Annotated in this window: 21 protein-coding genes; 9 read left to right on the forward strand and 12 right to left on the reverse strand. The window is 72.3% G+C overall.

Features of this window, described 5'->3' with window-relative positions; genetic code table 11:
• Positions 1-25: 25 nt before the first annotated feature.
• Positions 26-1210, forward strand: coding sequence for a DUF882 domain-containing protein (locus tag WMF17_RS31745; protein ID WP_437644720.1), 1185 nt, complete (start codon positions 26-28; stop codon positions 1208-1210).
• A gap of 107 nt (positions 1211-1317) precedes the next feature.
• On the forward strand, positions 1318-2316 hold the full coding sequence (locus tag WMF17_RS31750; RefSeq protein ID WP_437596954.1) for a sigma-70 family RNA polymerase sigma factor: 999 nt from the start codon (positions 1318-1320) through the stop codon (positions 2314-2316).
• A 52-nt stretch (positions 2317-2368) separates the two neighbouring features.
• On the opposite strand, the gene WMF17_RS31755 is transcribed toward WMF17_RS31750, so the two are convergent.
• Entirely contained in the window at positions 2369-5092 is a 2724-nt protein-coding gene (locus WMF17_RS31755; protein ID WP_437644721.1) for a hypothetical protein, read from the reverse strand.
• Positions 5089-6471 carry a 3-keto-5-aminohexanoate cleavage protein gene (locus tag WMF17_RS31760; protein ID WP_437596956.1) on the reverse strand — a complete coding sequence of 461 codons (1383 nt, stop codon included), beginning with the start codon at positions 6469-6471 and terminating at the stop codon, positions 5089-5091. The genes WMF17_RS31755 and WMF17_RS31760 overlap by 4 nt, the downstream gene beginning before the upstream one ends.
• 58 nt (positions 6472-6529) lie before the next feature.
• Between WMF17_RS31760 and uppS the strand changes: the two genes are divergently transcribed.
• The 3 genes from uppS to WMF17_RS31775 all read left to right on the forward strand — a co-directional run bounded on the left by uppS (position 6530) and on the right by WMF17_RS31775 (position 9660).
• Entirely contained in the window at positions 6530-7363 is an 834-nt protein-coding gene (uppS, locus tag WMF17_RS31765; protein ID WP_437604328.1) for a polyprenyl diphosphate synthase, read from the forward strand.
• A gap of 3 nt (positions 7364-7366) precedes the next feature.
• The gene (locus tag WMF17_RS31770) at positions 7367-8188 is read left to right on the forward strand and encodes a phosphatidate cytidylyltransferase (protein ID WP_437596957.1); all 822 of its coding nucleotides are present in this window, start codon (positions 7367-7369) and stop codon (positions 8186-8188) included.
• A 146-nt stretch (positions 8189-8334) separates the two neighbouring features.
• On the forward strand, positions 8335-9660 hold the full coding sequence (locus tag WMF17_RS31775; protein WP_437596958.1) for a Glu/Leu/Phe/Val family dehydrogenase: 1326 nt from the start codon (positions 8335-8337) through the stop codon (positions 9658-9660).
• Positions 9661-9681: 21 nt separating this feature from the next.
• Here the strand turns inward: WMF17_RS31775 and WMF17_RS31780 are convergent, their stop codons facing one another.
• From WMF17_RS31780 to WMF17_RS31805, 6 genes are all read right to left on the reverse strand, one after another.
• The gene (locus WMF17_RS31780; RefSeq protein ID WP_437644723.1) at positions 9682-10488 is read right to left on the reverse strand and encodes a hypothetical protein; all 807 of its coding nucleotides are present in this window, start codon (positions 10486-10488) and stop codon (positions 9682-9684) included.
• A gap of 97 nt (positions 10489-10585) precedes the next feature.
• Entirely contained in the window at positions 10586-12481 is a 1896-nt protein-coding gene (locus WMF17_RS31785) for a hypothetical protein (RefSeq protein WP_437596960.1), read from the reverse strand.
• A gap of 99 nt (positions 12482-12580) precedes the next feature.
• Positions 12581-13150 (reverse strand): contractile injection system protein, VgrG/Pvc8 family, encoded by a 570-nt coding sequence (locus tag WMF17_RS31790; RefSeq protein ID WP_437596961.1) that lies wholly within the window; start codon positions 13148-13150, stop codon positions 12581-12583.
• 1029 nt (positions 13151-14179) lie between these two features.
• On the reverse strand, positions 14180-15181 hold the full coding sequence (gene ygfZ, locus WMF17_RS31795) for a CAF17-like 4Fe-4S cluster assembly/insertion protein YgfZ (RefSeq protein WP_437596962.1): 1002 nt from the start codon (positions 15179-15181) through the stop codon (positions 14180-14182).
• Between the two features lie 76 nt (positions 15182-15257).
• A complete protein-coding gene (locus tag WMF17_RS31800) occupies positions 15258-15887 on the reverse strand; it encodes a hypothetical protein (protein WP_437644725.1) in 630 nt (209 codons plus the stop codon).
• Between the two features lie 32 nt (positions 15888-15919).
• Positions 15920-16498, reverse strand: a complete 579-nt coding sequence (locus WMF17_RS31805; protein WP_437596964.1) for a hypothetical protein — start codon at positions 16496-16498, stop codon at positions 15920-15922.
• Positions 16499-16689: 191 nt separating this feature from the next.
• On the opposite strand from WMF17_RS31805, the gene WMF17_RS31810 reads away from it, so the two are divergent.
• The 4 genes from WMF17_RS31810 (at position 16690) to WMF17_RS31825 (ending at position 20538) form a co-directional block, all read left to right on the forward strand.
• Positions 16690-17676: an L-histidine N(alpha)-methyltransferase gene (locus tag WMF17_RS31810; RefSeq protein WP_437644726.1), complete on the forward strand. Its 987-nt coding sequence runs from the start codon at positions 16690-16692 to the stop codon at positions 17674-17676.
• Between the two features lie 138 nt (positions 17677-17814).
• Positions 17815-19143 carry a vitamin K epoxide reductase family protein gene (locus WMF17_RS31815; RefSeq protein ID WP_437644728.1) on the forward strand — a complete coding sequence of 443 codons (1329 nt, stop codon included), beginning with the start codon at positions 17815-17817 and terminating at the stop codon, positions 19141-19143.
• A 7-nt stretch (positions 19144-19150) separates the two neighbouring features.
• On the forward strand, positions 19151-19849 hold the full coding sequence (locus tag WMF17_RS31820) for a hypothetical protein (RefSeq protein ID WP_437596968.1): 699 nt from the start codon (positions 19151-19153) through the stop codon (positions 19847-19849).
• Positions 19846-20538 carry a thioredoxin-like domain-containing protein gene (locus WMF17_RS31825; protein WP_437596969.1) on the forward strand — a complete coding sequence of 231 codons (693 nt, stop codon included), beginning with the start codon at positions 19846-19848 and terminating at the stop codon, positions 20536-20538. Before WMF17_RS31820 ends, WMF17_RS31825 begins: the two co-directional genes overlap by 4 nt.
• A 523-nt stretch (positions 20539-21061) precedes the next feature.
• Here WMF17_RS31825 and WMF17_RS31830 read toward each other — a convergent pair.
• The 4 genes from WMF17_RS31830 to WMF17_RS31845 form a co-directional block, all read right to left on the reverse strand.
• Positions 21062-21589 carry a methylated-DNA--[protein]-cysteine S-methyltransferase gene (locus tag WMF17_RS31830; protein WP_437644729.1) on the reverse strand — a complete coding sequence of 176 codons (528 nt, stop codon included), beginning with the start codon at positions 21587-21589 and terminating at the stop codon, positions 21062-21064.
• Entirely contained in the window at positions 21570-23093 is a 1524-nt protein-coding gene (locus WMF17_RS31835; RefSeq protein ID WP_437644731.1) for an AlkA N-terminal domain-containing protein, read from the reverse strand. Before WMF17_RS31835 ends, WMF17_RS31830 begins: the two co-directional genes overlap by 20 nt.
• 126 nt (positions 23094-23219) lie before the next feature.
• Positions 23220-24959, reverse strand: coding sequence for a carbon starvation CstA family protein (locus WMF17_RS31840; protein WP_437644733.1), 1740 nt, complete (start codon positions 24957-24959; stop codon positions 23220-23222).
• Between the two features lie 129 nt (positions 24960-25088).
• Complete coding sequence (locus WMF17_RS31845; RefSeq protein WP_437644735.1) at positions 25089-25646, reverse strand: DJ-1 family glyoxalase III; 558 nt, start codon at positions 25644-25646, stop codon at positions 25089-25091.
• Positions 25647-25718 lie beyond the last annotated feature (72 nt).

Below are 25718 nucleotides of genomic sequence, written 5' to 3' on the forward strand. Positions count from 1 at the left end.
GATGAGGTCAGGTCAGAGTCCCCTCATGCATCCGGAGATCTCCCGTTTGTGCGGCACCGGCGGCCTCCGTGCCGGGACCGCGATGGAGCCCCGCCCTCGGCCGTCGCGGCTGCGGTCCATGGTCGCCGCCCTCGCGGCGGCCTTTCTCCTGAGCGCCGCCCCGGGCGCGGCGCTCGCCGAGCGCGCCGAGGACGGCCAGCACACGGTCTACGCCGGCCAGACGCTCGGCAAGATCGCGAAGCGGTACCGGATCACGGTCGACGCGCTCCGCGAGGCGAACGGGCTCAAGCCTGGCCAGCGGATCCACCCGGGCCTCGTCCTCGTGATCCCCGAGCGGGGCAAGCCCGGCGCGCGCTCCACGCGGACCACGCCGGGCCGGGCGGCCTCCCAGCGCAACGAGCCGGAGCGGGGCCGCGGCGCCAGCGCCAAGCAGCGGATCGCCGAGACCCGTCCCCCGGGCAAGGGGTCGACGAAGCGGGACGCGAAGGCAGATGCCCGGTCGCTGCCGCCGAACAAGCGTTACACCCAGCGGCCCAAGCGCCCCGGATGGGTCCGCCTGGTGCGCGGCGCCGAGCGGCTCGAGCTCCGGGTGCTCACGCCGAAAGGGCGCCTCGTCCCCAAGGCCCTCCCCAAGCTGAGCCGGCTGATGCGCGCGTCCCCCACCGCCTCGGTCCCGATCGACCCGCGCCTGGCCACGCTGCTCGGCATGGTCAGCGACCACTTCGGCGGCAGGACCCTCCGCGTCGTCAGCGGTTATCGCCCCTACTCTCCGACCCAGTACACCCCGCACTCCAACCACAACTTCGGTCGCGCTGTCGACTTCATGGTCGAGGGCGTGCCCAACACCGTGGTCCGCGATTTCTGCCGCGGTTTTCGCAACGCGGGTGTCGGATATTACCCCAACTCGACCTTTGTTCACCTGGACGTTCGTTCAGACAAGGTCTACTGGGTGGATTACTCGGGGCCTGGAGAGGCGCCGCGCTACGGGGGACCGAAGGGCTCTGTCGCGGCCGACGAGGCAGCGCGCGATGTCCCCGTCTCGGCGGAGGAGGAGGTGTATGGGTCAGGTGAGCCCCGCGCCACCCAGGCGCAACCCTCGAATACCACAGGGACAAATTCGGACGCGGGGCGCAGCGGTGGCGAGCCGCCGAGGAACGTGGGTGCAGGTACACCCACCCCGGCTCCTGCCACGTCAGTGGTGGAAAGGTGAGCTGCCCAGGCCGCTGGCTAGTATCCACACACTGAACATCCGCACCAGACACAATTGCACGGCTCTACCTTGCACGCTGCGAGAGTTGTGGCACCAATCCACCTCACGTGCAGCAATCGACCCGACTGCAGCGGGAGGAGTTTGCTCCTCCCAGGCCACTCCCCCCGTGCTGTGACGGGGAAGAGTGTGTCCAGCCGGTCATCCTGGGCACGACGTGCCCGGTCGTCACGTGTGATCGCGCGCTGATCGAGGCGCCCGACGCGGTCGACCTCGACGCGCTGGACGCTGTGCGTGGCGCCGCGGTGCAGGCGCCCGTCGCGGCGCTCGCGCACGATGCGTGGGAATCCGTGGAGGTCACGTCAAGCTGCGCGCACGACATCTGGGAATCCGCGGAGACCCCGTCCCCCTGCGCGTACGACGAGGGGTGGCCCGCCGCGGAGCCGGACAGCGGCGCGAGCTGCCCGCCGTGCTGTACCGAGGCGGCGTGCGCGAGCGAGTCGCAGCGCCGCGAGCCGCCGGGCGCGCCGCTCCGTCCGGAGGTGCTGAAGGGGTACTTCCCGCTCGTCCGCAAGCTGGTGCGCCAGGTGTCGCGGCACCTGCCGCCCAACGTGCAGCGCGACGATCTGCTCAGCGCAGGGATGCTCGGGCTCGTCGACTCGCTCCGCAAGAACGGCGGCAGCGGCGGCGAGACGTTCGCCGGCTACGCGAAGCTCCGGATCCGCGGCGCGATCGTCGACGAGCTCCGCGCGCAGGACTGGCTCTCGCGGCGGGCGCGCGAGGCGGTCGAGGCCGAGGCGGCGGCCGGCAAGGTCGGCGGAGCGGCCGTCTTCGTGAGCCTGAGCGAGGTGACGCCCACGGAGGAGTCGGCGCACATGTCCGGCGGCGACGACCCGATCGAGGTGATCGCGGCGCAGGCGACCCGGCGTGCCCTGTCCTTCGCCATCGCGCAGCTCCCCGAGCGAGAGCGGCGCGTGATCGGCATGTACTACTTCGAGGGGGCCAAGCTGAAGGAGATCGGCGCCGAGCTCGGGGTCGGCGAGCCGCGCGTGTCGCAGCTGCACACGCGCGCGCTCGGGATGCTGCGCGGCATGCTGTCCCACGCCTGACCGCCGCGCCTGACCACCGCGCCCGACCGCCGCCCGCACCGACCGCGGTCGATCAGGGGCCCGCCCCCTCCGTGAGCCACCGCGCCCGGCCGGGCATCGCGAGGCCGACCGCGAAGAGCGCGGTCTCCTCGTAGGCCTGCTGCAGCGCGGGGTCGCCGGAGGCGCGGTGCACGAACGCGTTGCGGTGCGCGCCGCGATCGAGGGCGACCACGCGCGCGCAGCCGAGGTCGAGCAGCGCCTCGGTCGTCGCCTCGTCGCTGTCGAACGTCGTCGTGGCCACGAGGAACGTCCCGTCCTCGAGCACACAGGCGGCGCTGCGCCGGCGCATGGTGCCGATCTCGCGCGCCTCGGGCCGCAGCCTGCCCTCGTCGGCGGTGAGCGGCAGCTCGGTCGCGTCCATGCCCGGCGCGACCTCGACGCCGCCGGCCGGGCGGATCTCGACGCGGCCGCGGCGGACCAGCAGCAGGCCCCCCTCGCCCCGGAAGCGGAGCCCGACGGTGCCGCCCACGGCGAGCCCGCGCGGGCCGCGCCGCCGGCCGGTGCCGACGCCGATCGCCGCCATGACGTGCGACCGCTCGTCGGCCGGCACGTCGGCGTCGAGCTTCGGCGCGGTCCGCGGCGAGATCTCTCGGGAGCCGGCGCGGAGGCGGAAGAGGAACCGATCCGGCGCGAGGGCGTGGACGCGGACCTGCGCGCCGAGGTGCACGGTGTCGGCGGCGTACACGGCCGGGCTCCACGCCGGCGGCGGCTGCGCGCCGCTGTCCGCGGTCCAGCCGACGCGCTCGCCCGGGAGCGACAGATCGGGCGCCGGCGGGCCGTCCGTCGAGCGCGACTCGAAGTAGAGGAAGGGGCGCGGGGAGGCCGACGCGACGTGCGCCGGCGGCGCGAGCGACATCGCCGGCGCGAGGCGCTCCGCGGTCAAGCTGCCGTCCTGCTGGCGGCTCAGGAAGGCGACCCCGAGGGGCTCCGGCGCCCGGCCCAGCGAGACGCCGGCGAGGCACCGCGCGCGCTCGAGCGCCGCCCTGATCGCGGCCGCGTCGGCGGCGCTGCTCCACGCGTGGACCACGAGGCCGCGATCGGTCATGCACAGCGCCGAGCGCTCGACGACGAGGTCGTCGCCGTCGCCGGGCGAGAGCGTCGCGTCGGCCGGGGCGCGCTCCCCGAGGGGGCCGGCGAGGGCGGCGAGCGCGGCCGCGGGGCTCGCCGCCTCGAAGAAGGAAGGGCCCTGCCAGAGCGCCCAGGGAAAGCGCTTGCCGCCCCCATCGCGAAGATCGCGGGGGCTCGCGGCCGGCGGGCCCTGCCAGAGCGCCCAGGGCACGCGATCGACGTCGCCGCGCGACGGCCACGCGCCGAAGTACGGCCGGCCCGAGAGGTCGACCGCGAGCGTCGCGGCGCCGTCGCGCGGCGGCACGAGCGCGCGGCCGCCGACGACCATGCCGAGCGCCTCCGCCCCGGCGGGGGGCGCGGCCGGGTCGCGCGGCCCGACGCCGAGGCCGATGGCCCCGCGGAGCGTCGACGCGTCGGGGAGCTGCCCCGTGCCGCGCGGGCCGACGGACGGCCTGGGCGCCTCGAAGCCGGCCTGCAGGGTGAGCTTGATGTGCCGCGTGTCGATGGCGAACAGGTGAACGCGCACCTGCTCCCGCTGCGGATCGGGGCGGATCGTCGTCGCGGCGAAGGGGCTGGACGGGCGCTGCGGGTCGCCCTCGATGCCGGGGAGCACGCGCGGGAGCGAGGGCGCCACGAGCACCCAGTCTCCCTCCCCCGGGAGCGGGGGCTGGATCGCGGGCAGCACCTTCGGCGGCGGCCAGAGCGAGGGCCACCCCTCCGGCGCAGGCTCCGGGGACGCGGCGCCGTGGGTCAGGTACGCGGCGGCCGGCTCGGCGCCGAGACCCACCGCGGCGCGATCCGCGCCGAGCGCGAGCCGCTCGACCGCGGCCGCCGCCCCCGGACCGAGCAGGCGCCCGGCGGACGGCCCGGCGAGCTCCAGGAACGACGGCACGCGGGGCGGGACGAGGTGCACGCGGGCGCCGAACGGATTGCGCCCGCCCGTGTCGATCTCGCCGGTGGCGGTGTTGAGCGCCGCCGGCAGCGCCTCGGGCCCGAGGGCCATCACCAGGCCCTCGTCGACGAGATCGAGCCGCGCCGACGCGGGCGGGCTGTCGAAGGCGATCTCGCTGCGCGACGCGCCGTCCACGCTCCCGGTCTCGATCCAACCGTCGACGGCCACGCGGAGCCGCTCGCCGAGGGGCCGAGACCCCGGGGGCGCGCCGCCGCCGAGATCCAGCAGCGTGATCCCCTGCACGACGCCGAAGGCGGAGGTGGTCACCGCGACGCGGCGACCGCGGGCGACAAGGCTGCGATCGTCGCCGAGGGGCGTCTCGGTCAGGTTGCGGACGCCGCCGAGGCTCAACGGCCGGCCGGAGCGGGTGAGCCGCACGCGCGCGCGGTACAGGTCGGCGGCGCCGCGCCCGTCCGCCGCGGGCTCCGCGCCCGCCGCGGGCTCACCGGCCGGCGGCCGCGGGACGCCCAGGAACAGCACCCGGCGGCCCAGCAGCGCGTCGGAGAGGAACCCGCCGCGCTCCTCCCAGACGAAATCGTCCGGGCTGACGGCGCCGCCGATCGCCTCCCCGAGCATCCGGGCGATGGCGTCGGTGGTCCGCGCCGGCGGGGACGGCGTCGAGAGCCGCGCGACCGCCCCGAGCAGGGCGACGCCGAGCGCGATCGGGAGCCGGCCCCGGAGGTGATCGATCCACGTGGAGAGCGGTCTTTCGGTCATCCCTGCGCGAGCGCGCTCCCTCCTTCAGTCCCGCCGGCCTGGGCCGCCGCGGCGCGCGGGCCGATCCCGAGGAGCTGGCGCGCCCGGTCCGGATCGACCACCTCTCGGCCGATGCTCCGCGCGAAGGCGGCGGCGCGCGCGACCAGCGGCGCGCTCCCCTCGGCGAGCACGCCCTTGTCCAGGTAGATGTTGTCCTCCAGCCCCACCCGCGCGTGCCCGCCGAGCTGCATGGCGAGCTCGGTCATCGGGCGCTGGTGGCGGCCGACGGCGGCGACTCCCCAGCTGGAGCCTCGCGGGATCTGGCTGATCATGAACCGGAGCACGTCCTCGCGCGCCGCGATGCCGCCGGGCACCCCCAGCACGAACTGGAAGTGGAGCGGCTCGGCGAGGAGCCCCTCGGCGAGCAAGCTGAGCGCCTCATGGATATGGCCGACCTCATAGCACTCGAGCTCGGGGACGCTCCCCGCCGCGCGGATCCGGGCCGCCATGTCCCGGATGAGCGGCCGGGTGTTGTCGAAGATCCCGTCGCCGAAGTTGAGCGTGCCGCAGTTCAAGGTGGCCATCTCGGGGTTGCAGAGCAGCGGCTGGGCGCGCTCGTCGACGTTCATCCCGACGGCGCCGCCGGTCGACGTCTGGACGATGACGTCCGTCGTCTCCTGGATGGCGGCGATCGCCTCGGCGAAGAGCGCGCGCGACTGGCTCGGCGTCCCGTCCGGGTTCCTGACGTGCAGGTGGACCACCGCGGCGCCCGCGTCGCGGCAGCGCGCCGCCTCGTCGGCGAGCTCGCGCGCCGTGACCGGCAGGTGCGGCGTCTGCGCCCGGGTCGTCTCGGCGCCGACGATCGCCGCCGTCAGGATCAGGGCGCTCTGCAGCGGCGTGACGATGATCCGGGGGGGCGGCGTGATGATCGGCCGCGGCTCCGGGAGCTGCGCGTGGTCCGGGGGCGGCGCCGACAGCGCCGGCAGGACGAGGCGCGGCCTTCGCTGGAGCTCCTTCGGGACGACGCAGGTGCCGAGCGCCCGGCAAACGATGATCGGCTCGGCCAGCGCGTCCGCCGCCGAGGGCGCTACCCCGGCTTCGCGGACGCTGGCGACGACCTTGCGCGCCTCGAAGGCCATCGCGCGCGACGTGGCGCCGACCTTCGTGACCACGCCGGTCGCCTCGATGAAGTCGCCTGCTCGGACCGGGGCGAGGAACTCGACCGCCTCGTACGCACGGAAGAGCCCCTCGTCGCCGTCCAGACGGATGAGGAGCTCGGTGGCGACGTCGCCGAAGAGCGCGAGAATACGCGCGCCATCGCACAGCTCCCCCGCGTAATGTGCGTCGTGCGCGCCCATCCTGACGCGCAGCGTGATCGTGAGACCAACCCCAGTGCTCATGGGCGTGAAGACTCAACAGTCGACAGTCGTTAGTCAACAAGGGAAACTCCCCCTGCCGATGAACCTCGTAGAAGCCAGAAATCTCCCGCGCCACGTCGGAATCATCATGGATGGCAACGGCCGCTGGGCGGAGCTGCGCGGCGAGCCGCGCGAGGCCGGGCACAAGGCCGGCAGCGCCGCCGTGCGGCGGATCGTGCGCGTCTGCCGGAGGCTCGGCGTCGAGGCGCTGACGCTGTACGCGTTCAGCGAGCAGAACTGGGCGCGGCCTCAGAACGAGGTCGACGCGCTCATGGGCCTCTTGCGCGAGTTCCTGATGACCGAGCGCGGCGAGATCCTCGAGAACGACATCCGCCTGGTCGCGATCGGCGACATCAGCCGGCTCCCCGAGGCCGTGCGCGACGTGCTCGACCCGCTCCGGAAGGCGTCCGCCACGAACCGGCAGATGACGCTCGCGCTGGCGCTGTCCTACGGGGCGCGCGAGGAGATCGCCGCCGCGGCGCGCGAGCTCGCGATGGAGGCGGTCGCCGGCAGGCTCGATCCGGAGGCGATCGACGGGGCGCTGCTCGCCGCGCGGCTGCCGAGCCTGAGCGTGGGCGAGCCGGATCTCATCATCCGCACCGGCGGCGAGCAGCGGCTCTCCAACTTCCTGCTCTACGGGGCCGCGTACGCCGAGCTGTCGTTCACGGAGCGGCTGTGGCCGGACTTCACCGAGGACGACCTCTTCGCGGCCATCGCGGCCTACCAGCTGCACGACAGCGACGACGAGCCCGCGGAAGGCGCGGAGGGCGGCGGCGAGGGCGAGGCGGTCCGCGCGAAGGGCGCGCTCGACGCAGGACGGCCGTGGCGCGCGCGCGACCTCGCCTCTCACAACGGTTCACGAACGGGAGTCTGACGCTTGGCTGCTTCCAACCTCACGACGCGGGTCATCACCGCGATCGTGGCCGCTCCGCTCCTCCTCTCGCTGCTCTACCTCGGCCCGAGCTGGGGGTGGGCCGCGCTCGTCGCGGCCGCCGCGGCCATCGGCGCGCTCGAGTTCTTCGCGATGACGCACGCGGACGACCGCGCGGCGCGCGTCGCCGGCGTCGCGCTCACCCTCGCCGTCGTCGGCGTGCTCTGGCGCTTCGGGGGCTCGCCGGGCGCGCTCCTCGCGCTGATCTTCCTGCTCCCGTTCGTCGCGATGCTCGTCACGCTGGTGCGCCTCGGCGAGATGCGCACCGCGGCGCTGCGCGTGCTGGCGATGACCTTCGGCCCGCTCTACGTGGGCGGCGGGCTCGGCGCGCTGGCGCTCCTCCGGCGCGACGCCGGCGCCGACGGCCCCTCGTTCGTGGTGCTGGCGCTGCTGCTCTCCTGGTTCTCCGACACGGGGGCCTACTTCGCCGGCCGCTTCCTCGGCCGGCGCAAGCTCTACGAGGCGGTGAGCCCCAAGAAGACCGTCGCGGGCGCCCTCGGGGGCCTGCTGTTCGCGGTGCTCGGCGCGCTCCTCGCCCACGTCTGGTTTCTCCGGTCGCTGCCGGTCGTCGACGCTATCGCGCTCGCGATCGTCGCGGGCGGCCTCGGTCAGGCGGGGGATCTCGGGGAGTCCCTGTTCAAGCGCTCCTTCGGGATCAAGGACTCTGGCGGGATCGTGCCCGGCCACGGCGGCATCCTCGACCGGGTCGACGCCCTGCTCGTCACCGGGACCATCACCTATCTGTACGTCCTGTGGTCGAGATCATGAACGGCGCCTCGCGTCGCGCGGCGCCGCGTCGCGCACTGCCAGACTGACGCATTGTCCCGGCCGTCTGGAGCCGCGATGACGCAGCGCATGATTGCGCCCGCAGGCATTGAAATGGGGGGCGCGGCGCACTAGAGAGTTACAGAGCCATGGAAGATCAAGTCAGTACCAAGGTCACGACGGCGTCGGTGAGCACGCCTCCTGCGCCGGGCCAGAAGCACAAATACGAGTTCTTCAAAGTCATCCAGGGTTATCTCGACGAGGCCGCCCGCCTGATCGAGGTGCCGGGTTACATCACCACGATCTTGAGCCAGCCCAAGAACGAGGTCATCGTCAATTTCCCCGTGCGGATGGATGACGGCAGTATCCGGCTCTTCAAGGGTTACCGGATCCAGCACAACAACCTCCTCGGGCCGTTCAAGGGGGGTGTTCGCTATCACGAGACGGTGTCGCTCGACGACCTCAAGGCGCTCGCCGCGATGATGACGTGGAAGTGCGCGCTCATGAACCTGCCGCTCGGCGGCGGCAAGGGAGGCATCAAGTTCAACCCGAACGAGGTGTCGCGCGCCGAGCTCCAGCGCATCACGCGCCGCTTCTTCCATGCGCTCGGCTCGAACATCGGCCCGGAGACGGACATCCCTGCTCCCGACGTCGGCACCGACGCGAAGACCATGGCGTGGGCCATGGACACGTACATGAACACCGTCGGACAGCTCTTCAAGCAGGCGGTGAAGGGCGTCGTGACGGGCAAGCCGGTGGCGTCGGGCGGCACGTACGGGCGAGAGAAGGCCACGGGACAGGGGGTCGTCCACTGCATCACCGAGTGGGCCGAGGACAACGACGTGAACCTCGGCGGCGCGACGCTGCTCGTGCAGGGGTTCGGCAACGTCGGCTCGAACACGGCCGTGCTCCTGTCGAAGCTCGGCGCCTCGACCGTCGCGGTCGGCGACCACACCGGGTATCTCTACAATCCGGAGGGGTTCAATCCGCACAAGCTGCAAGACTACGTGAAGAAGCACCGCTCGATCGCGGGCTACCCGGCCGGCAAGCCGATCAGCCGCGAGGAGTTCTTCCGGCTCAAGGCGGACATCTTCATCCCGGCGGCCCTGGAGAACCAGGTCGGCGTGGAGGAGGCGAGCTGGCTGCAGGTCCGGCTCGTGGCCGAGGGCGCGAACGGGCCGTGCTCGCCCGAGGGGGAGAAGGTCCTCCTGGAGCGCGGGATCGACATCCTGCCGGACGTCCTCGCCAACTCGGGCGGCGTCACGGTGAGCTACTACGAGTGGGTGCAGAACAAGCGCTCCGAGACGTGGACGCTCGAGGAGGTCGACGCCCGGCTCGAGAAGGCGATGAAGCGGGCCTACCGCGAGGTGACCGAGATGGCGCGGCAGAAGAAGTGCACGCTGCGCCTCGCCGCCTACGCCGTGGCGCTGCAGCGGCTCGCCGCCGTGTACGGCGAGCGCGAGATCTTCCCGTGAGCCCGCGCGGGCCGCGCCCCGCTACGCCGTGAACTCGATGAGGAGAGGGAGGTGGTCCGAGCCCACCTTCCGATCGGGGAAGCCGCGATGTACATCGCAGAGGGCCGTCGAGCCCGCGTGCGTCAAGAACGTCACCTTCGGCTTTCCGCAGCGAACGATCTCGGCCGACACGAGCGCCTGATCTGGCATCGACCACGGCCCCGCGCTGTGCGTGCTCTTGCCGCGGCAGCGGCTCCCGTAGGGCGGCCCGCCGCGCTGCAAGGCGGAGAGCGTCGCGTTGTACAGAGGTCGATACGACATGTCTCGCCGGCTCGCCTTCGACAGCACCCATTCAGGGTCGCCGCGCGCATGGAAGCCGTCGCGGCCCGTCATTGAACTGTCGTGGGGCTCAAGGTTGAAGTCGCCGCTCACGATCTCGCCCCGGGCGGGATGGTGCGCCCTGAACCTGCGGAGATCGGCGAGCGGCTCGCACCGCGCCAGGGCCCGCCGCTCCTCGGAGTCCTTGAAGAGGATCGATAGGTGCATATTCCAGAACCCGAGGCCGAGCCCTCCGGCGCGGGGATCGATCAGGACGACGAGCGCCCTCCAGCGCTCCATCCCGCTGTAATCGAGCACCTTCCATGCCGGCTGAAGGATGACGGTCGCGATGCCTCCCGGAGCCGAGATGACCTGATATCTGGGGCCGAGGACCCGCTGGCGCTGGAGATCTTCGGGCGCCTCCTGAAGCGCCACGATGCTCGGAGCGTGCTCGGCCACCAGCGTCCCGAGGACGCCGAGCCGCGACCGCCGGACATCCTCCGAGAGATCGCGGTCGTAGTAGATGCCCATGTTCCACTGGAGGACGGTGTGCCGCCGGCCGATCATGGCGCTGGTCGCCCCCCGGGCAGGCATCCGTGGTCCGCGAGGCGGCGGATCCCGAGCTCGGTCATGGCTCCGGCGGCTCCCGAGCAGCCAGCATGAGCCCCTCGACGAGCTGGCGCGTCTCGTCGCTGTGCGCGAGGTCCGTCACGAAAGAGGCGATCTTCGACTCCCTTGTGAACGTGCGCTCCCTGTTGCTCCAGTCCTCGATCTTGATCGCTCCGCTCAAGGTCTCGTGGATCTTGAGCAGCAGGATTCGAGCCTTAGGTTTGCCCACGGGCGCCAGGACAAACTCGAACGTGGCGAGCTCTCCAGGGGCCGGGGCGACGGGCTTGACGCTCGCGGTGACCAGCCCGTTGGCCTTGGCCTCCAGCCCCTCCGCGAAGGAGGCGATCGCCGCGATCGGTCCCTGGATCGGCACCTTCGGTTCGACGAAGAAGGGCCAGGAGTCGCGCATATCGCGCGGCATCTGGCGCGCGCGAGCAGGGGCGACGAACCGCTTGATTCGCTTGCCGGCGCTCCTCTCCGCGGGCCACCACGGGCGGGAAGGAGCGTCGGACGGCTCGGAAGGCGACCTCTCCCACGCGCAGATGGGCCCCTTGTACCCCACCGCCTTCGCCACGAGCGCCACCAGGACGGCCTGAAGGATCGCCGCGCTCCTGCCGTCCGGCCGCGCCTTGTCCTCTCCCAGGAGGTAGGCTTCGGCGGAGGAGAGCGCCGCGTCGATCTCATCGAGCGGGGCTAGCCGGACCTTCGCGAAGGCCGCGCGGATCAAGGCGCTCGCGCGCCCCTGCTCTGCGCGCTGCAGGGAGGCGAGGAGCTCGGCCGACAGCGCAGGCCCTTTCCGCGCCTCGATCCTTCCGCGGTGCTGCGCGAACCAGTCGTTCCAGCGCTGCCTGTCCGCGGCCTGGAGGGCCTCGTCGCCGAGCACGCTCCTCGCGGCCATGCTCGCTCCGTGCAGCAGCTTGAGCGCGGCGCCCTCGGTCGAGGTCTCGTGGATCGCCTCGACGAACCTCGTGACCGCCGCGGCGAGCGCGCCGCTCTGCGCATCGTCGCGCGCGACGTGGCTGGACAGGACCGTGAACAGCGCCACGGGCCAGGGCGCATCGTCGCCGCGCAGCGGGACGGGAGGGCGCTCGCGCTGACGCCCTGGAAGGCGCGCCTCGACGCCCATCCTGAAGAGGCCGGCCCGCCCGCCGTCCCCGTCCAGGCCGTGGAGCACCCCCACGTGGAACGGTTGTCCGAAGCAGAAGGCGATGCAGGTCAGGTCACGGCGGAGGACGTCGCGGTCCAGCGTCGTCGCGTCTCGCGGATCCAACGCGAGGATCCAGCGGGTCTCACCGCGGTGCGCGCAATGAACCAAGTAGTAGGTGTACGATGGCCCCTCGAGGCAATAGTGCCGCCACGAGCCGGTGCCTTCGCCCGCGGTCGTGCGGTGGCCGGGACGAAGCGCCGGCTGCGCAGAATCGCCGGTCCGATGGCGGCTCGTCGGCCCACGCTCCGCGACCAGGTCCAAGTTGCCGTTGCTCGAGGGCAGCGCAGCATCGGTGATCCCCGCCCACAGCAGCGGCCTGGCCGCGGGCCAACGGATGGCCCAGTCGTCGTACGTGAGCTCCACCCTGCAGACGCGCTCTTCCCTCTTCTTCCACGACCGGACGGCCGCGTTGCGCGCAGAGAACGTGGCGCCGTCCTTGCAACGCCCCTCCAGCTGAAGGCGGCTCAGGTCCTCCCGCGCAATGTCGCTCAGCGAGCCGTCCGGGCTGTCGACGTCGCACGAGACGATCAGCGTATCGCCGTCCACCCGGAGCGTACCCGCGGTGACCCTCGGCTTCGAGCCCACCGCCCGGAGCTCGACGAGCTCCTGCAGCAGCCCCGAGCTCGGCAGGGAGCCGAGCGAGAGGCGATGGAGCGTCACGAGCTTCGGCCCGGATATCTTGACGGGCGCGCCGCCGCCGGTGGTCATGACCGTGAGCGGCCTGGGGCGCGGCAAGACCGGACGGCGACGGGCAGCACGTGGGCGACCATACACCAGGAGGCGCTGCGATTTCAAACCGGGTCGAGCCTAGGCGCCCTCCGAGTCCGAGATGACGAGCACGTCACGTCCCTCGCCGTGCGCGAAGGAGAGGGAGAGCCCCGTGAGCTTGCAGAGCTCCTGAAGGAAGCCGAAGTCGGTCCGATCGTGCTGGACCAGGCGCGCGTGCGGCGGGTGCTTGCGCCGCAGGCGAAAGAGGAAGTCCTCACCCTCGTTGAAGCCGGCGGCCTTGAGCTTCCGGGCGACGAGCTCGGGGACGGTGCGGTTGAGGAAGGTCCCCTTCGCGGACGCCTGCGTCATCTCCCAGACGCGTGGCACGACGGCGAGACGGAGGCTGTTGCGGTCGAGGTCCGCGCGCTGGATCTGCTCGAGATCCACGACCATGCCGTGCACGGAGCTCTCCTCGCCGTCCGTCACGAAGATCAGGGTCGCGCGGCTCTTCCAGAGCGCACGGTCAGCCAGGCTCGCCGGCACCTCCATCGCGAGCTCAACGTCATAACGGTACAGACCATGGATGTCGACCGAGGGTTGTATCCTGCGCACAGCGAAGGGGATGCCCGCCAGCGCGGTCCACTCCAGGCGATCGAACTGTTGAGCCATCGCGAGCCCTCGGCGCCTCTCTCCTCCGAGAGATGATGGAACAACGCGACCCTATCAGGAGCGAAGTCCACGTCAAGGCGGCTCAACGCGCATGATCAGCAAGACCCCCTGGCTCCTCGCGCAGGAAGCAGCATTGTTATCCAACTCCATAAATTACCACGATAAAGAGACATTTATTTTTGACGATCTGTGATAATTTTCTGACTTACAAAGCAATGCACGCGGCTGTGCGTTCTCTTTTCTTCGCGCACGTGCACGCCCGCCACATTTCCGCTCACGCGCGCTCGCCCCTCCTCTTCGCGTTGTCCCCGGCCCTCTCGGCGGACGAGCACGCCGCCGGGAGGATCGGCGGTCCGGAGTATCCGTTCTGTAGACCGCATCCTCGCGAGGTGCGCGCCGTCGCCGTAGATTCGCGACGCGATGCGAGAGCAAGAGCGGCCTGCGACGACGGGTGGCTGGGCGCAACAGCAACCGGGGGCGGCGGTACGCCTTCACTTCGCGGCCTAGTGGACGGCGACAGCGGGCAGCTCGGCGCCGGTGGCGTTCAGGATGGGCTTAAGATCGCGCGCGCCGGGCGCTAGCGAGGTCGACAACAGGCGCTGTCCGCGGCGTCGCCTGCGGGGCGCTGAGGAGCTCCGAGAGGGTGCGAGCGGAGATCTGCGCGGTCGCGAGATCGCCCGCCGCATGGGCAGCGGCGATGGTCTGCGTGAGGGTCGCGACGAGCACCTGGCGCGGGCTGCGCGCCGGGGGCGTGTTCAGGGCCGCTTCGGATCGGGGGGAGGTCGCCGGCGCTGCCTCATACGTGGGCGCCGAGGGCACCGCCGGAAGCGTCACGGAATCGTCCGGCCGACCAGAGATCGCGGGGTTAGCGCCCACGATCGGCAGACTGACACCGGCCTCGGCCCCCTCGAAACCCGCCCGATCGTGTCATCCTGCTCCCCCACCCCGCGCGACGAACACCCTCTCCGCGGGCCGGGTCGCTCGGCAAGACCTCCTGCCGAACCGGGGACGAACTCGGCCGACGAGGTACTAGACCTTCGCCTGCCCCGGCGCGCCCCCCGCCCCCGGCGCGCGCGTGATCTCGGCCGCCCGGCCGGCGACCCGGAGCGCCGTGCCCTGGAGGGCGTGCTTGTACTTGACGTAGCCGAGCGCGAGCACCCGCTGCCCGCGCGGATCCTTGACCTGGCTCGTGACGGCGCCGACGGCGGCGCCGTCGGGCAGCGCGATCTCGGCGCCCGCGGGCACGTCGCCTTCCCCCTCGACGGCGAGCTGCACGAGCCGCTTCTTGGCGTGGCCGCGCATCTGGAGCATGAACACCGTCTCCTGCCCCAGGTAGCAGCCCTTGTTGAACGAGACGGCGCGCTCCTCGAGCGAGGCCTCCTGCGGGAAGTTCTGGTCGTCGAAGTCGACGCCGAACCGCGGGACGTTGTTCTCGACCCGGAGCACCTCCCACGCCGCCGCCGTCGTGGGCAGGACGGGGCCGGCCTCGCCCGGGGCCTGGAGGAGCGCCGCGAGCACGGCGCCCTCGGCCTGCCGGGGCGCGACGAGGAGCGCGCCCCCGAGGCCGGTCCAGTCGACGATCGCCGCGTCCGCGCCGGCCGCGCGCCCGGCCACGGAGAGATCGGCCGCCCGCGGGCCGTGGGCGAAGACCCAGGCGTGCTCGCCGGAGGCGTCCGCGACCTCGGCGTCCTCCATGATGAGGTAGCGCTCGAAGCTCTCGCGCAGCGCCTCGACGCGATCCCGCAGCGCGCCGACGTAGATGCGGTCCTCCGCGATCACGATCCACACCTCGGCGAAGATCTTCCCGGTCTTCACCACGTTGAGCCCGTACGCCCCGCCCGCGGGGGGCGGGACCTCCGCCCCGGCGGGCAGCGGCTTCTGTGGGGCGAGATCGCAGGTGACCAGGCCGTTCAACCAGGTCTGCCGGTCCGAGCCGGTGACGATCAGCGTCCCGAGCTCGGGCATGGCCTGCACGAGCGCCCCTTCGCGGAGCGCGCGCCGCTGCTCGTCCAGTTCGTGGGCGTTGTTCATCGGGGCCTGATCGTGGAGGCGGGAGCCCGGGGCGTCGAGGGGCGGCCTGACATTTCGGCGGCCGCCCCGCCCGCGCTCAGGGATCGACCTCGGCGACGAGCGCCGGGAACTGGGCCGACGTGTGGACGGCCGGCGGGACGATCACCGCGTCGACGTGGCCCACGAGCCGGCGGAGCGCGTCGGCGTCGGCCGAGAGCACCTCGGCGACGACGGTGAGCGCCCTCGGGAGCGACGCGATCGACGCGATCACCGCCTCCGCCGTGGCGCCCCGGACCAGGATCGCGCGCGCGCCGACCTTCGCGGCGGCGTCGACCCCTTCCGCGCTCTCGGCCAGGGCGAGCGGCAGCATGCGCATCGTCCTCGCCCCCTTCGCGAGGCGGTCCCACTCGTCGAGCGGCAAGAGCGCGTCGATGCAGACCCCGTCCGCGCCGTGGTAGCGCGCCGCGAGCGCGCCGTCGCGATCGCCCACCCGGGACAGGCAGAGCGACGGCACGGTCCTCGTCGCGCGCGCGGCCCCCTGCATGGCGGGCCCCGCCTCGACAAACGCGAGGGCAGAGATGTTCAGCTCATGGAGCCGCAGCGCATCCTCCGCGGGCGACTCCGAGCCGACGAGCCCGACCAGAGCCATGTTCTTTCTACGGGTGGAGATCACCTGGAGAAGATCGCGTGTGGACGGGACGATCGATCCCGCATCGAAATCCGGCATGGGAGGGCCGGTAGACGAGCCGAACGCGCGGGTCAAGCGAGGGATCGCTCGAGCTCCTCGAGCGCGGGTCGGGAATCCATGGCTGGAACGTCCTGCGCGCGCATCCACACCGCCGTCTGATCGCCCTCGTAGCAGACGCGGTCTTCGTGCCGGAACTCGAACGCATAGCGGATCATGTGCCGCTTTTCGCCGAGCCGGGAGCGCGTCGCCACGCACGTGGCCTCGATGGGCGCGCCCGGCTGGACCAGCTTGCGAAAGACCACCCGGTGGATGTTTGTGCCATAGCCGATCCAGCCCGCGCGGTGCCGCAGGCCGAGCAGGTGGTAGGCGTGCACGAAGCCGAGCATCCCCGTCGCGTGCACGAGGATCGCGCCGGCGACGTGGCGCGGGTGCAGCAGCGGGTGCGCCCGCTGCGCGTCGACGAGCGGCATCGGCCGGTCGGTCGGCATGCGACAGCGCACCAGGCTCTTCCCGGCGTCCACCTCGAGGAGCTCGTCGAAGAAGAGGACCGAGGGGTCGTAGGGCAGGTCCGCGAGGAACTCGGCGTCGAACGGACCCAGCTTCACAGGAGGGGGCGCGCCGCTCGCCGCGCCGGGTGCAGAGGTCGTCATCGGTTGGCTCCGGGATCCCGGATCCCAAGAGGCAGCTCCTAGCAGCGGCCGATCGCGTGGGCAACGGTCGTCACGAGCTGGAGAAAATTCGGCGCCTCATCGGAATGAGCCAAGAGGGGTACCTCTGGAAATCATTGGAGCTCCATGGATTTCCAGGCGCTCTATCGAAGGTCTGCGGCTAAGGTTCCGTGATGCACACGACAGACTCCCTCGACCGCTTCATGGCGGATGTCCGGGCGGGCCTGAACGCGTCGCCGAAGCACCTCTCGCCGGAGTATTTCTACGATGCGCTCGGCTCGCACCTCTTCGAGGCGATCTGTCAGCTCCCGTGGTATCCGCTGACGCGCGCGGAGCGGGCGCTGCTCGAGCGGCACGCCGAGGCGATGGTCGCGCCGTTCGGGGCCGGCGCCTCGATCGTCGAGCTCGGCTGTGGCAGCGGGGAGAAGCTCGCCTTGCTGGCGGCGCCGCTCTGCAAGCGGGTGCCTCGCCTCGGCGTGCACCTCGTGGACGTGTCGGAGACGGCGCTCGACCTCTCGCGCCGGACCCTGGGCCGCCTGCCGCGCGTGGAGACGTCGGCCCACCGGGCGAGGTACGAGGAAGGCCTGTCCCGCGCGACGGCGCGGCGCGCGATCGACGCGCGGGGCGGCGATGGCGCCGTCCTCGTGCTGTTCCTCGGCTCGAACATCGGCAACCTGGCCCCGGCGGCCGCGGCGGCGTTCCTCGCGGCGCTGCGCGCCTCGCTCCGCGCCGGGGACGGGCTGCTGCTCGGCGCCGACCTCGTGAAGCCCGCGGCGGATCTGGTGCTCGCGTACGACGATCCGCTCGGCGTGACCTCCGCCTTCAACAAGAACCTGCTCGCGCGCATGAACCGGGAGCTCGGCGCGACGTTCGACCTCCGCTCGTTCGATCACCGCGCGGCGTGGAACGCGCAGGACTCGCGCGTCGAGATGCACCTCGTCAGCCGCCGGCGGCAGTCGATCCGCGTGGACGCGCTCGACCTCGAGGTCGCCTTCAAGGAGGGCGAATCCATCTGGACGGAGAGCTCGTACAAGTACGAGCCGGACGACGTCGTGCGCATGGGGGAGCGCGCGGGCTTCCGCTGCTTCAAGCAGTGGATCGAGCCGATCGGGCGGTTCTCGACGACGCTGCTCCTCGCCGAGGAGCGCGCGGGGAGATGAGCCGGCAGGCTCAGCGCGGCGCGCCGTCCGGCGGGATCGCGACACGGCGCGCCGCGCGTCATGCGCCATCAGGAAATGCCCGTACGCACAGGCATCCTAATTTGACGCGTTGCCCGGCGTCGCGTAATCCACTCGGTCATGTCAGGCAGTCGTAGTCCTCGCGGGCCTGCGGCGCTCGCGCTCTGCGGGTCGTTGCTGGGACTGGCGTTCAGCGCCTCGTCGACGTTCGACTACATCCGGCACCTCGACCGGCAGGTCCATGATCTGCACTGCAGCTTCATTCCCGGCCTCGACGCGCAGGCGGGCGCCGACACCGCGTGCCGCGTGGCCATGTACAGCCCCTACTCCGCGCTGTTCCGCGAGAGCTTCTGGGGCGGTATCCCGATCTCGCTGTTCGCGCTGGGCGCGTTCGCGTTCTTCGCGGCGTTCGCGCTCTACGTGCTGCTCTCGGGCCAGCACGCGCCGCGGCGCGCGGCGCACTTCCTGTTCGTCGCGGGCCTGACGCCGCTCGCCGTGTCGATCCTGATGGCGCTCATCTCGGCGGTGCGCCTCGGGGTGTTCTGCAAGACGTGCGTCGGCATGTACGTCTCGTCGGCGCTGCTCGCGGCCGGCGGAATCTGGGCGTTCGTCGAGGACCGCAGGGCGGCGCGCGCCGCGGCCTGGTCCAGCGCGACGCCGCGCCCGGCCGGGGCGGCCGGGGTGGGGCCCACGGTGCCCATGGCGCCCCTGGGCGTCGACGGGCCGGGCCGAGCGGCCCCCGCGCCCGCGCGCCGCATGGGCTCGAAGCTGCTCCTGCCGGGGTGGCTCGTCGCGCTCGGCGCGTGCACGGTGACGCCGGCACTGCTCTACGCGAGCGCGCTGCCGAGCTACGCGAGCTACCTGACCGGCTGCGGCAAGCTGGAGAAGCCGACCGAGCCGAACGGCGCGCTGCTCCACGTGAAGCAGCCGGGCGCGGTCCAGCCGGCGACGATCTTCGTCGATCCGCTCTGCCCGACGTGCAAGGCGTTCCACCAGCGGCTCGTGTCCGAAGGGGTGTTCGAGAAGCTCGACACGACGCTTGTGCTGTTCCCGCTGGACAGCGAGTGCAACTGGATGCTCGACCGGCCGGTGCACCCGGGCGCGTGCCTCCTCTCCAAGGCCATCCTCTGCAGCGATCACCGGGCGATGGATGTGCTCGAGTGGGCCTACGACAACCAGGAGGATCTGCTCGAAGGGGCGAAGGCGGGGGCCGGCACCGCCAACGTGCAGGCGGCGATACGGCAGCGCTGGCCGGGGCTCGACGCGTGCATGGACTCGAAGGAGACGGCGCTGCGGCTGAACCGGATGCTCCGTTACATCGTCGACAACAAGCTCCCTGTCTCGACGCCGCAGATGTTCCTGGGCACGACGCGGCTCTGTGACGAGGACACGGACATCGGGCTGTCGTATGCCATAAGGCAGCTCGCGCCGGCCCTCCGGACGAGGTGAGGTGGTCATGAGAGGCGCAGGGATCATCGGGATCGTGGCGGGGTGCGCGATGCTCGTCGCGTCCGGCGTGACGGTGCACGGGGAGGTGCAGGCCGCTTCGCAGCGCCTGAAGACGGGGGTGGCCGCGGCGGTGAGGCCGGCGGTGGCCATCGCCAACGACGCCGAGGCGCCGTACTGCACGCCGGCGTTCAAGACGGTGCTGCAGCGGGTGCTCAACGCGTGCGGCCTGGTCGGGGCCGAGGCGCGGCGCGGGTGCCAGCCGGCCGACGTGAAGACGCTCGCGTCGATCAGCGACGACGACTTCAACGCGCTCTTCACGCCGCTGAAGACGCGCGGCGGGGTCGTGATGTTCGACGACGCCTCGGAGAAGCTCGACGACGACTCGAGGAAGATGGTCGAGGAGATGTGGCTCGATCGGCGCGGGGCGCGCTACTTCTTCATCGTCGCCCGGGCGTCGAAGACGGGGACGCCGGAGTTCAACCGGACGCTGTCGCACAAGCGCGCGAACAGCGTGCTCTTCGACATCTCGGACAAGTTCAAGGAGCCGGACCTGGACAAGAAGGTCGGGATGCTGTGGCTCGGGAACGAGTTTGCCCAGCTCGGCGCGGAATACTGCCAATGGAACGTCTCGCGCAAGAACAAGGCATGTACGGCAGAGGCCATCAACCGGAGCGCGTTCGTCTCCTGGGTGGACTGCCAGCTGTGAGCGCCGTCAGGAGGAGCTTCGCGCTCGTCGCGCTCGCCGTGGCCGCGGGGCTCGCGGGCGGGTGCGATGGGGAGAAGGCGGATCTGCCGCCGCCCCCGACGCCCGGCCAGGGGCGGAGCAACGCGGTGACGGCGCCGGGCGCGGCCGCGACGGCGAGCGCCAGGGCGCCCGCGAGCGCGGCGGCGCCGGCCGCGCCGCGGCTGCTGTGCGCGGGGCAGTCGCCGCGGCCGGCGCCCTCGTCGGGTGGGCTCACGGCGGTCGCGGCCCAGGGCGCGGAGCCGCTGCCGGCGAACATCGGGTTCGGCGTCGGCAAGTGGGTGTGGGTGAACTTCTGGGCGGCGTGGTGCAAGCCGTGCCTGGAGGAGATGCCGCGGCTGCTCGCGTGGCAGCAGAAGCTGCGGGCGGCCGGCGTGCTCGTCGATCTGGCGTTCATCTCGATCGACGACGACGAGCGGCAGCTGTCGCGGTTCCTGGAGGCGCAGCCGGGCACCGGCGTGCGCGCCTCGTACTGGCTGCCCGACGGGCCTCAGCGGGCGGGGTGGCTGCGGGCGCTCGGCGTGAAGGAGACGACCGAGCTGCCGGTCCACGCGCTCGCGGCGCCGAGCGGACAGGTGACGTGCGTGATCCAGGGGGCCGTGGAGGACAGCGACTATCCGACCATCGCGGCGCTGCTCGGGGCGAAGAAGTAGGAGCGCAAGAAACCGCCGCTCGCGCGGCTTGTTCGATGGTCGCGATCGCGCTTATGCTCGAAGAAGCGCCTCGTGAGAACCTCCCTGCCGAGACATCCTATCGCCTTTCTCTTTCGCCTTTCCTTGCTGAGCGCGTCGACAGCGCTCCTCTTCGCGAGCTGTGGCGGCGGCGCGCCGCAGCAGCCGCAGCAGGGGTCAGGGGAGCCCTGCGAGAGCGCAAAGGACTGCGCGGACGGCGTCCCCTGCACCGTCGACAGCTGCTTCGGCGGTCGGTGCGAGTCGGTGGCGGACGACACCCGCTGTCCGGGCGGGCGCTGTGATCGGGCGAGGGGTAGCTGCGTCAACGAGAAGGCGTGCGCGACGCCGGCCGACTGCGTGGATGCGGATCCGTGCACCCAGGAAGAGCGCTGCGACGAGTCGCTCCGGCAGTGCGTCTTCGAGGGGCTGGACGGCGATGGGGACGACGAGCTGCCCGTGATCTGCGGCGGCGCGGACTGCGAAGCGGGAGCGCTGCGGCCTCTTCCTACGAGCGGAGGAGCCGCGCTCCTGTTTCCCCTGAGGCGCCCTCGTGCGCGAGCAGCCACCGCTTGCGCGCGAGGCCGCCCGCGTAGCCCGTGAGGTCCCCGCGGGCGCCCACGATGCGGTGGCAAGGGATGACCAGACAGACCGGGTTCCGGCCGTTGGCCAGGCCCACGGCGCGTGACGCCGACGGCTGCCCCAGGGACGCCGCGACGTCGCCGTAGGAGCGCGTCGCGCCCGGGAGGACGCGCTGGACCTCCGCCCAGACGCGGCGCTGAAACGGCGTGCCGCCGGGCTCGACCGGGATGCCCGAGAGCGCGCCGAGATCGCCGCGCCAGTAGGCCCTCAGCCGGCCGGAGAAGCCGTGAGGATCCGCGGCGCTGCGCAGCGTGACCGCGCCGTAGCGCGCCTCCAGCGAGGCGCGGAGGCGGGGCGCGCAGTCCGCGAACTCGAGCCCGTGGACCGCGCCGCCCCCGGCCGCGAGGAGCATGGCCCCGAGCGGCGACTCGACCTCATCCAGCAAGAGCTCCATTCGATACCTCCCTCTCCGCGGGCCGCGCTCCCTGCGCGTCCTCCGTCCACAAGAGCATCGCCGCGTAGGCGCGCCACGGGCGCCACGCCTCCGCCATCTCCAGGAGGCCTGCGCCGGAGACGCCGCCGAGCGCGCGCCGCAGGCCGAGATCGGTGGCCGGGAACGCGTCCGGCTCGCGCAGCGCCCGCATCGCGACGTACTGGGCGGTCCACTCGCCGACGCCCGGCACCCGGCAGAGCGCGCGCACGGTCTCCTCCAGGCCGCGCGAGGCGTCGAGCGCGACCTCGCCGCGAGCCACGTGCGCCGCGAGCGAGGTGATCGCCGCCGCGCGCGCCCGCGGCACGCCGAGGTCCGATAGGTCGGCCGCGGCGAGCGCCCCGGGCGTCGGGAAGACGAGGCGGAGGCCCTCGGCGCCCTCGGGCGGGCCGCCGGGCAGCGAGAGCGGCTCGCCGTGCCGCTCGACAAGGCGGCCCGAGAGCTGCGTGGCGGCGCGCACGCTCACCTGCTGGCCCAGGATCGCCCGCACCGCGAGCTCGAAGCCGTCCCACGCGCCCGGCACGCGCACCCCCGGCAGCGCCGCGACCCGGGGGGCGAGCTGCGGGTCGGCCCCGAGGTGCGCCGCTATCGCGTCGGGATCGGCGCCGAGGTCGAAGAGCCGCCGCAGGCGCTCGGCGCAGTGGATCAGCCCCTCGGTGCCGGGCAGCCGCAGCCGCGCGAGGAGGCAGGCCTCGCCGGGCACCGGGCGCACCTCGACGACGCCGTGCCCGCCGGCGACGCGCACCGTGCGGCGGTACGCGCCGGGGCCCGCCGACTCCACGCCCGGGATGGCGCGGGCGCCGAGGAAGCCGACGAGGGCGTCCCAGTCGAGCGGCGGGCGGAACGGGAGGCGGAGCGCGATGTCCGGCGCGCTGGCGTCCGCGCGCGCCGCTCCGCCGCCCCGCCGCGACGCAGCCTGCCGCAGCTCGCGCGGCGTCCGCGCGTAGGTGGCGCGGATCGCGTCGTTGAAGCGGCGGACGCTCGAGAACCCCGACGAGAGCGCCACCTCGGTCATGGAGAGCGCGGTCTCGTCGAGGAGCTTCTTCGCGAACAGGAGGCGCCGCGTCTGCGCCACCGCGAGCGGGGAGGCGCCGACGTGCCGCAGGAAGAGCCGCCGCAGGTGGCGCTCGCCCACGCCGAGCCGCGCCGCGAGCGCCGGGGCGTCCGCGTCGTCGAGCGCGCCCTCCGCGATGAGCCGCAGCGCCCGCGAGACGACGGCCGAGGTGCCGAGCCACGCGGGCGTCCCGGGCGAGGCCTCGGGGCGGCAACGCAGGCACGGGCGGTAGCCGGCCTCCTGCGCGGCGGCCGCCGAGGGGAAGAAGACGCAGCGCTCCCGCTTCGGCGTCCGCGCCGGGCAGATCGGGCGACAGTAGATGCCCGTCGACCGCACGCCCGTGAAGAAGCGACCGTCGAAGCGGAGGTCGCGGGTCTCGATCGCGCGATAACAGGCGTCTTCGTCGAGCCGCATGCAAAGCGTCGTAGCGCAGGCGCCGCCGCGCCTCTGGCGCTTTTCGGACCTGTGAGAGCGGACGGTACCCGCCGCTCCCGATCGCCCCCCGGCTGCCCGCCGCTCCCGATCCGCGATCCAGCCCCCTCAGCGCGCCGGGCCGGGCGCCGGCTCGACGGCCGGGCCGTTCTTCAGGGCCTTCACCGCCTCGACCATCAGCGACAACGCGAGCCCGATCAGCGCGAGCCCCACGAGGCCGTTCAGCGTCGTCGCGTTCAGCGTGAGCCCCTCGGCCCGCACGGCGACGAGCGCGCTCCGCACCTGCAGGATGAGGGCCCACACGGTGATCGTCATGACGAACACCATCGGGATCGCCGTGTACCAGATGCGCCGCTTCTCGCGGTGCAGCCAGACCGTGACCGAGAGGAGCGTCAGCGCCGCGAGCAGCTGGTTGCTCGTGCCGAACAGCGTCCAGAAGTCGAGGTACGCGGGCCGCACGCCGGGCGCGGGCGGGCGCGCGGTCATGATGAACAGCGTGGGCGGCGCCAGCGAGAGCGCGGTCGCGGCCGCGGACAGCACCCTCCCCTTCCAGTGGAACAGCTCCTCGAGGATGTAGCGGCTGAGGCGCGTCGAGACGTCCAGCGTGTCGAACACGAAGGTGGAGAACGCCATCGCGCCGAACGTCGCGGCGAAGAGGAAGTGCTCCTTGCCGATGATCACGGTGAGGAACTTGCCGATCCCGTCGCCGTAGATCTTGCCCGGGCCGCCCAGCTTCGTCCCCTGCGCCACGATGACGAGCGTCGCGAGCGCGATCAGCGCGACGAACGCCTCGGCCAGCATCGCGCCGTAGCCCACGGAGTGGGTGTGCGTCTCCTTCGAGATCTGCTTCGACGTCGTCCCCGAGCAGACGAGCCCGTGGAAGCCGGAGCAGGCGCCGCAGGCGATGGTGACGAAAAGGAACGGGAAGAGCATGCCGGTCGCGCCGCCGGCGTCCCACGTCGTGAACGCGGGCTGTCGGAGCTCGAACTCCCCCGGGTACCGGAGGTTCCCGAAGAAGATCCCGATCACGCCGACCGCGAGCGCGATGTACAGAACGAACCCGCCCAGGTAGCCGCGCGGCTGGAGGAGCGACCAGACCGGCAGGAGCGAGGCCACGAAGCAGTAGACGAGGATGATGAGGCCGAAGGCGCGCTGCGGATTGTCGACCGGCAGCACGAACGCGGTCGAGATCTTCGTGCCGAGCCAGACGACGGCGAGCGTCGCGGGGACGAAGAGCAGGGTGGTGAGCCAGAGCGGCGGCTTGAGGTACCGCTCGACCACGCCCATGGTGAGGGAGAGGCCGAGGTAGGCGGCGCTCGCCGCCGCCACGGCGCCGCCGGGGTTGAACTGGAACGCGCCGCCCTCGAACTCCTCGGTCTTGCCGACGAAGGTGCTCGCCGTGATGTCCGTGAAGGCGACGATCACGTAGGAGAGCGCCAGCCAGATGAAGATCATCATCGACAGCCAGGCGCGCCGGCCGATGTGCCGCTTCGCGATCTCGGCGACGCTCTCGGCCTCGTGGCGGACGCTCGCGATGAGCGCGGAGAAGTCGTGCACCGCGCCGATGAACACGACGCCGATCGCGATCCAGAGGATGCACGGGAGCCACCCGAACGCCTGGCCGGCGAGGATGGGGCCGGCGATCGGCCCGGCGGCGGCGATGGCGCTGAAGTGCTGCCCGAAGAGGTAGAACGGCTTCGTGGGCACGTAGTCCTCGCCGTCGTTCACCTTGACCGCGGGCGTCACCGCGCCGTCGTCGAGCGCGTAGTTGCGCGCGACCAGCCTCCCGTAGAAGCGGTAGCCAAGGCACAGCACGACGATGACGGTCAGAGCGAGCAGCGGCAGCACGCGGCGGAGTATAAGTCCAACCGCGCGCAGCTGTGAGCCTGCAAACGCCCCGAGCCAGGAGGGGCGACGGGGTGGACGCGCGCCGCTCCGGGACGCGAGCGCCGCAGGGCCTCCCTGGACGGCGCAGGCTCAGGACGGCAGCATCATCGGCGCGCGCACCTTCGCGGCGACCTCCTCGCCGCGGAGCCGCGCGACAAGCGCGAGCGAGAACGCCATCGCGGTGCCGGGCCCCTGGCTTGTCACGAGCTGCCCGTCCTCGACGACCGGGCTCGCGACGAGCGCGCCGTGCGCCGACACCACGTCGTTCACGGACGGGTGGCACGCCATCTTCTTCCCCTGGAAGAGCCCGTGCGCCGCGAGCGCGATCGGCGCCGCGCAGATCGCCGCGACGAGGCGGCCCGCCTGTGCTTGCGCGCGGAGGCGCTCGCCGACGGCCGGCGAGCCGGCCAGACGGTCGGCCCCGCCCTTGCCGCCTGGGAGGACCACGACGTCGAAGTCGCCCGCAACCGACGAGAGCTCCGCGTCCGGCACGAGGCGCACGCCGCGGCTGCAGCGCACCGGCCCCGGGCCGTCCAGCCCGGCGAGGACGACCTCGACCTCGGCGCGGCGGAGGACGTCGACGAGGATGGTCGTTTCCATCTCCTCAGCTCCCTCGGCCAGGATCACGAGCGCTCGCGGTGTCTTCATGAGCGCCGGCATGGCGCCACGAGCCACCGGATGCAAGCGGGCGTGACGAGGGAAGTAGAGGGAAGAAGCGGA

The organism is Sorangium sp. So ce362 (genome assembly GCF_051519845.1).
Lineage (GTDB): Bacteria > Myxococcota_A > Polyangia > Polyangiales > Polyangiaceae > Sorangium.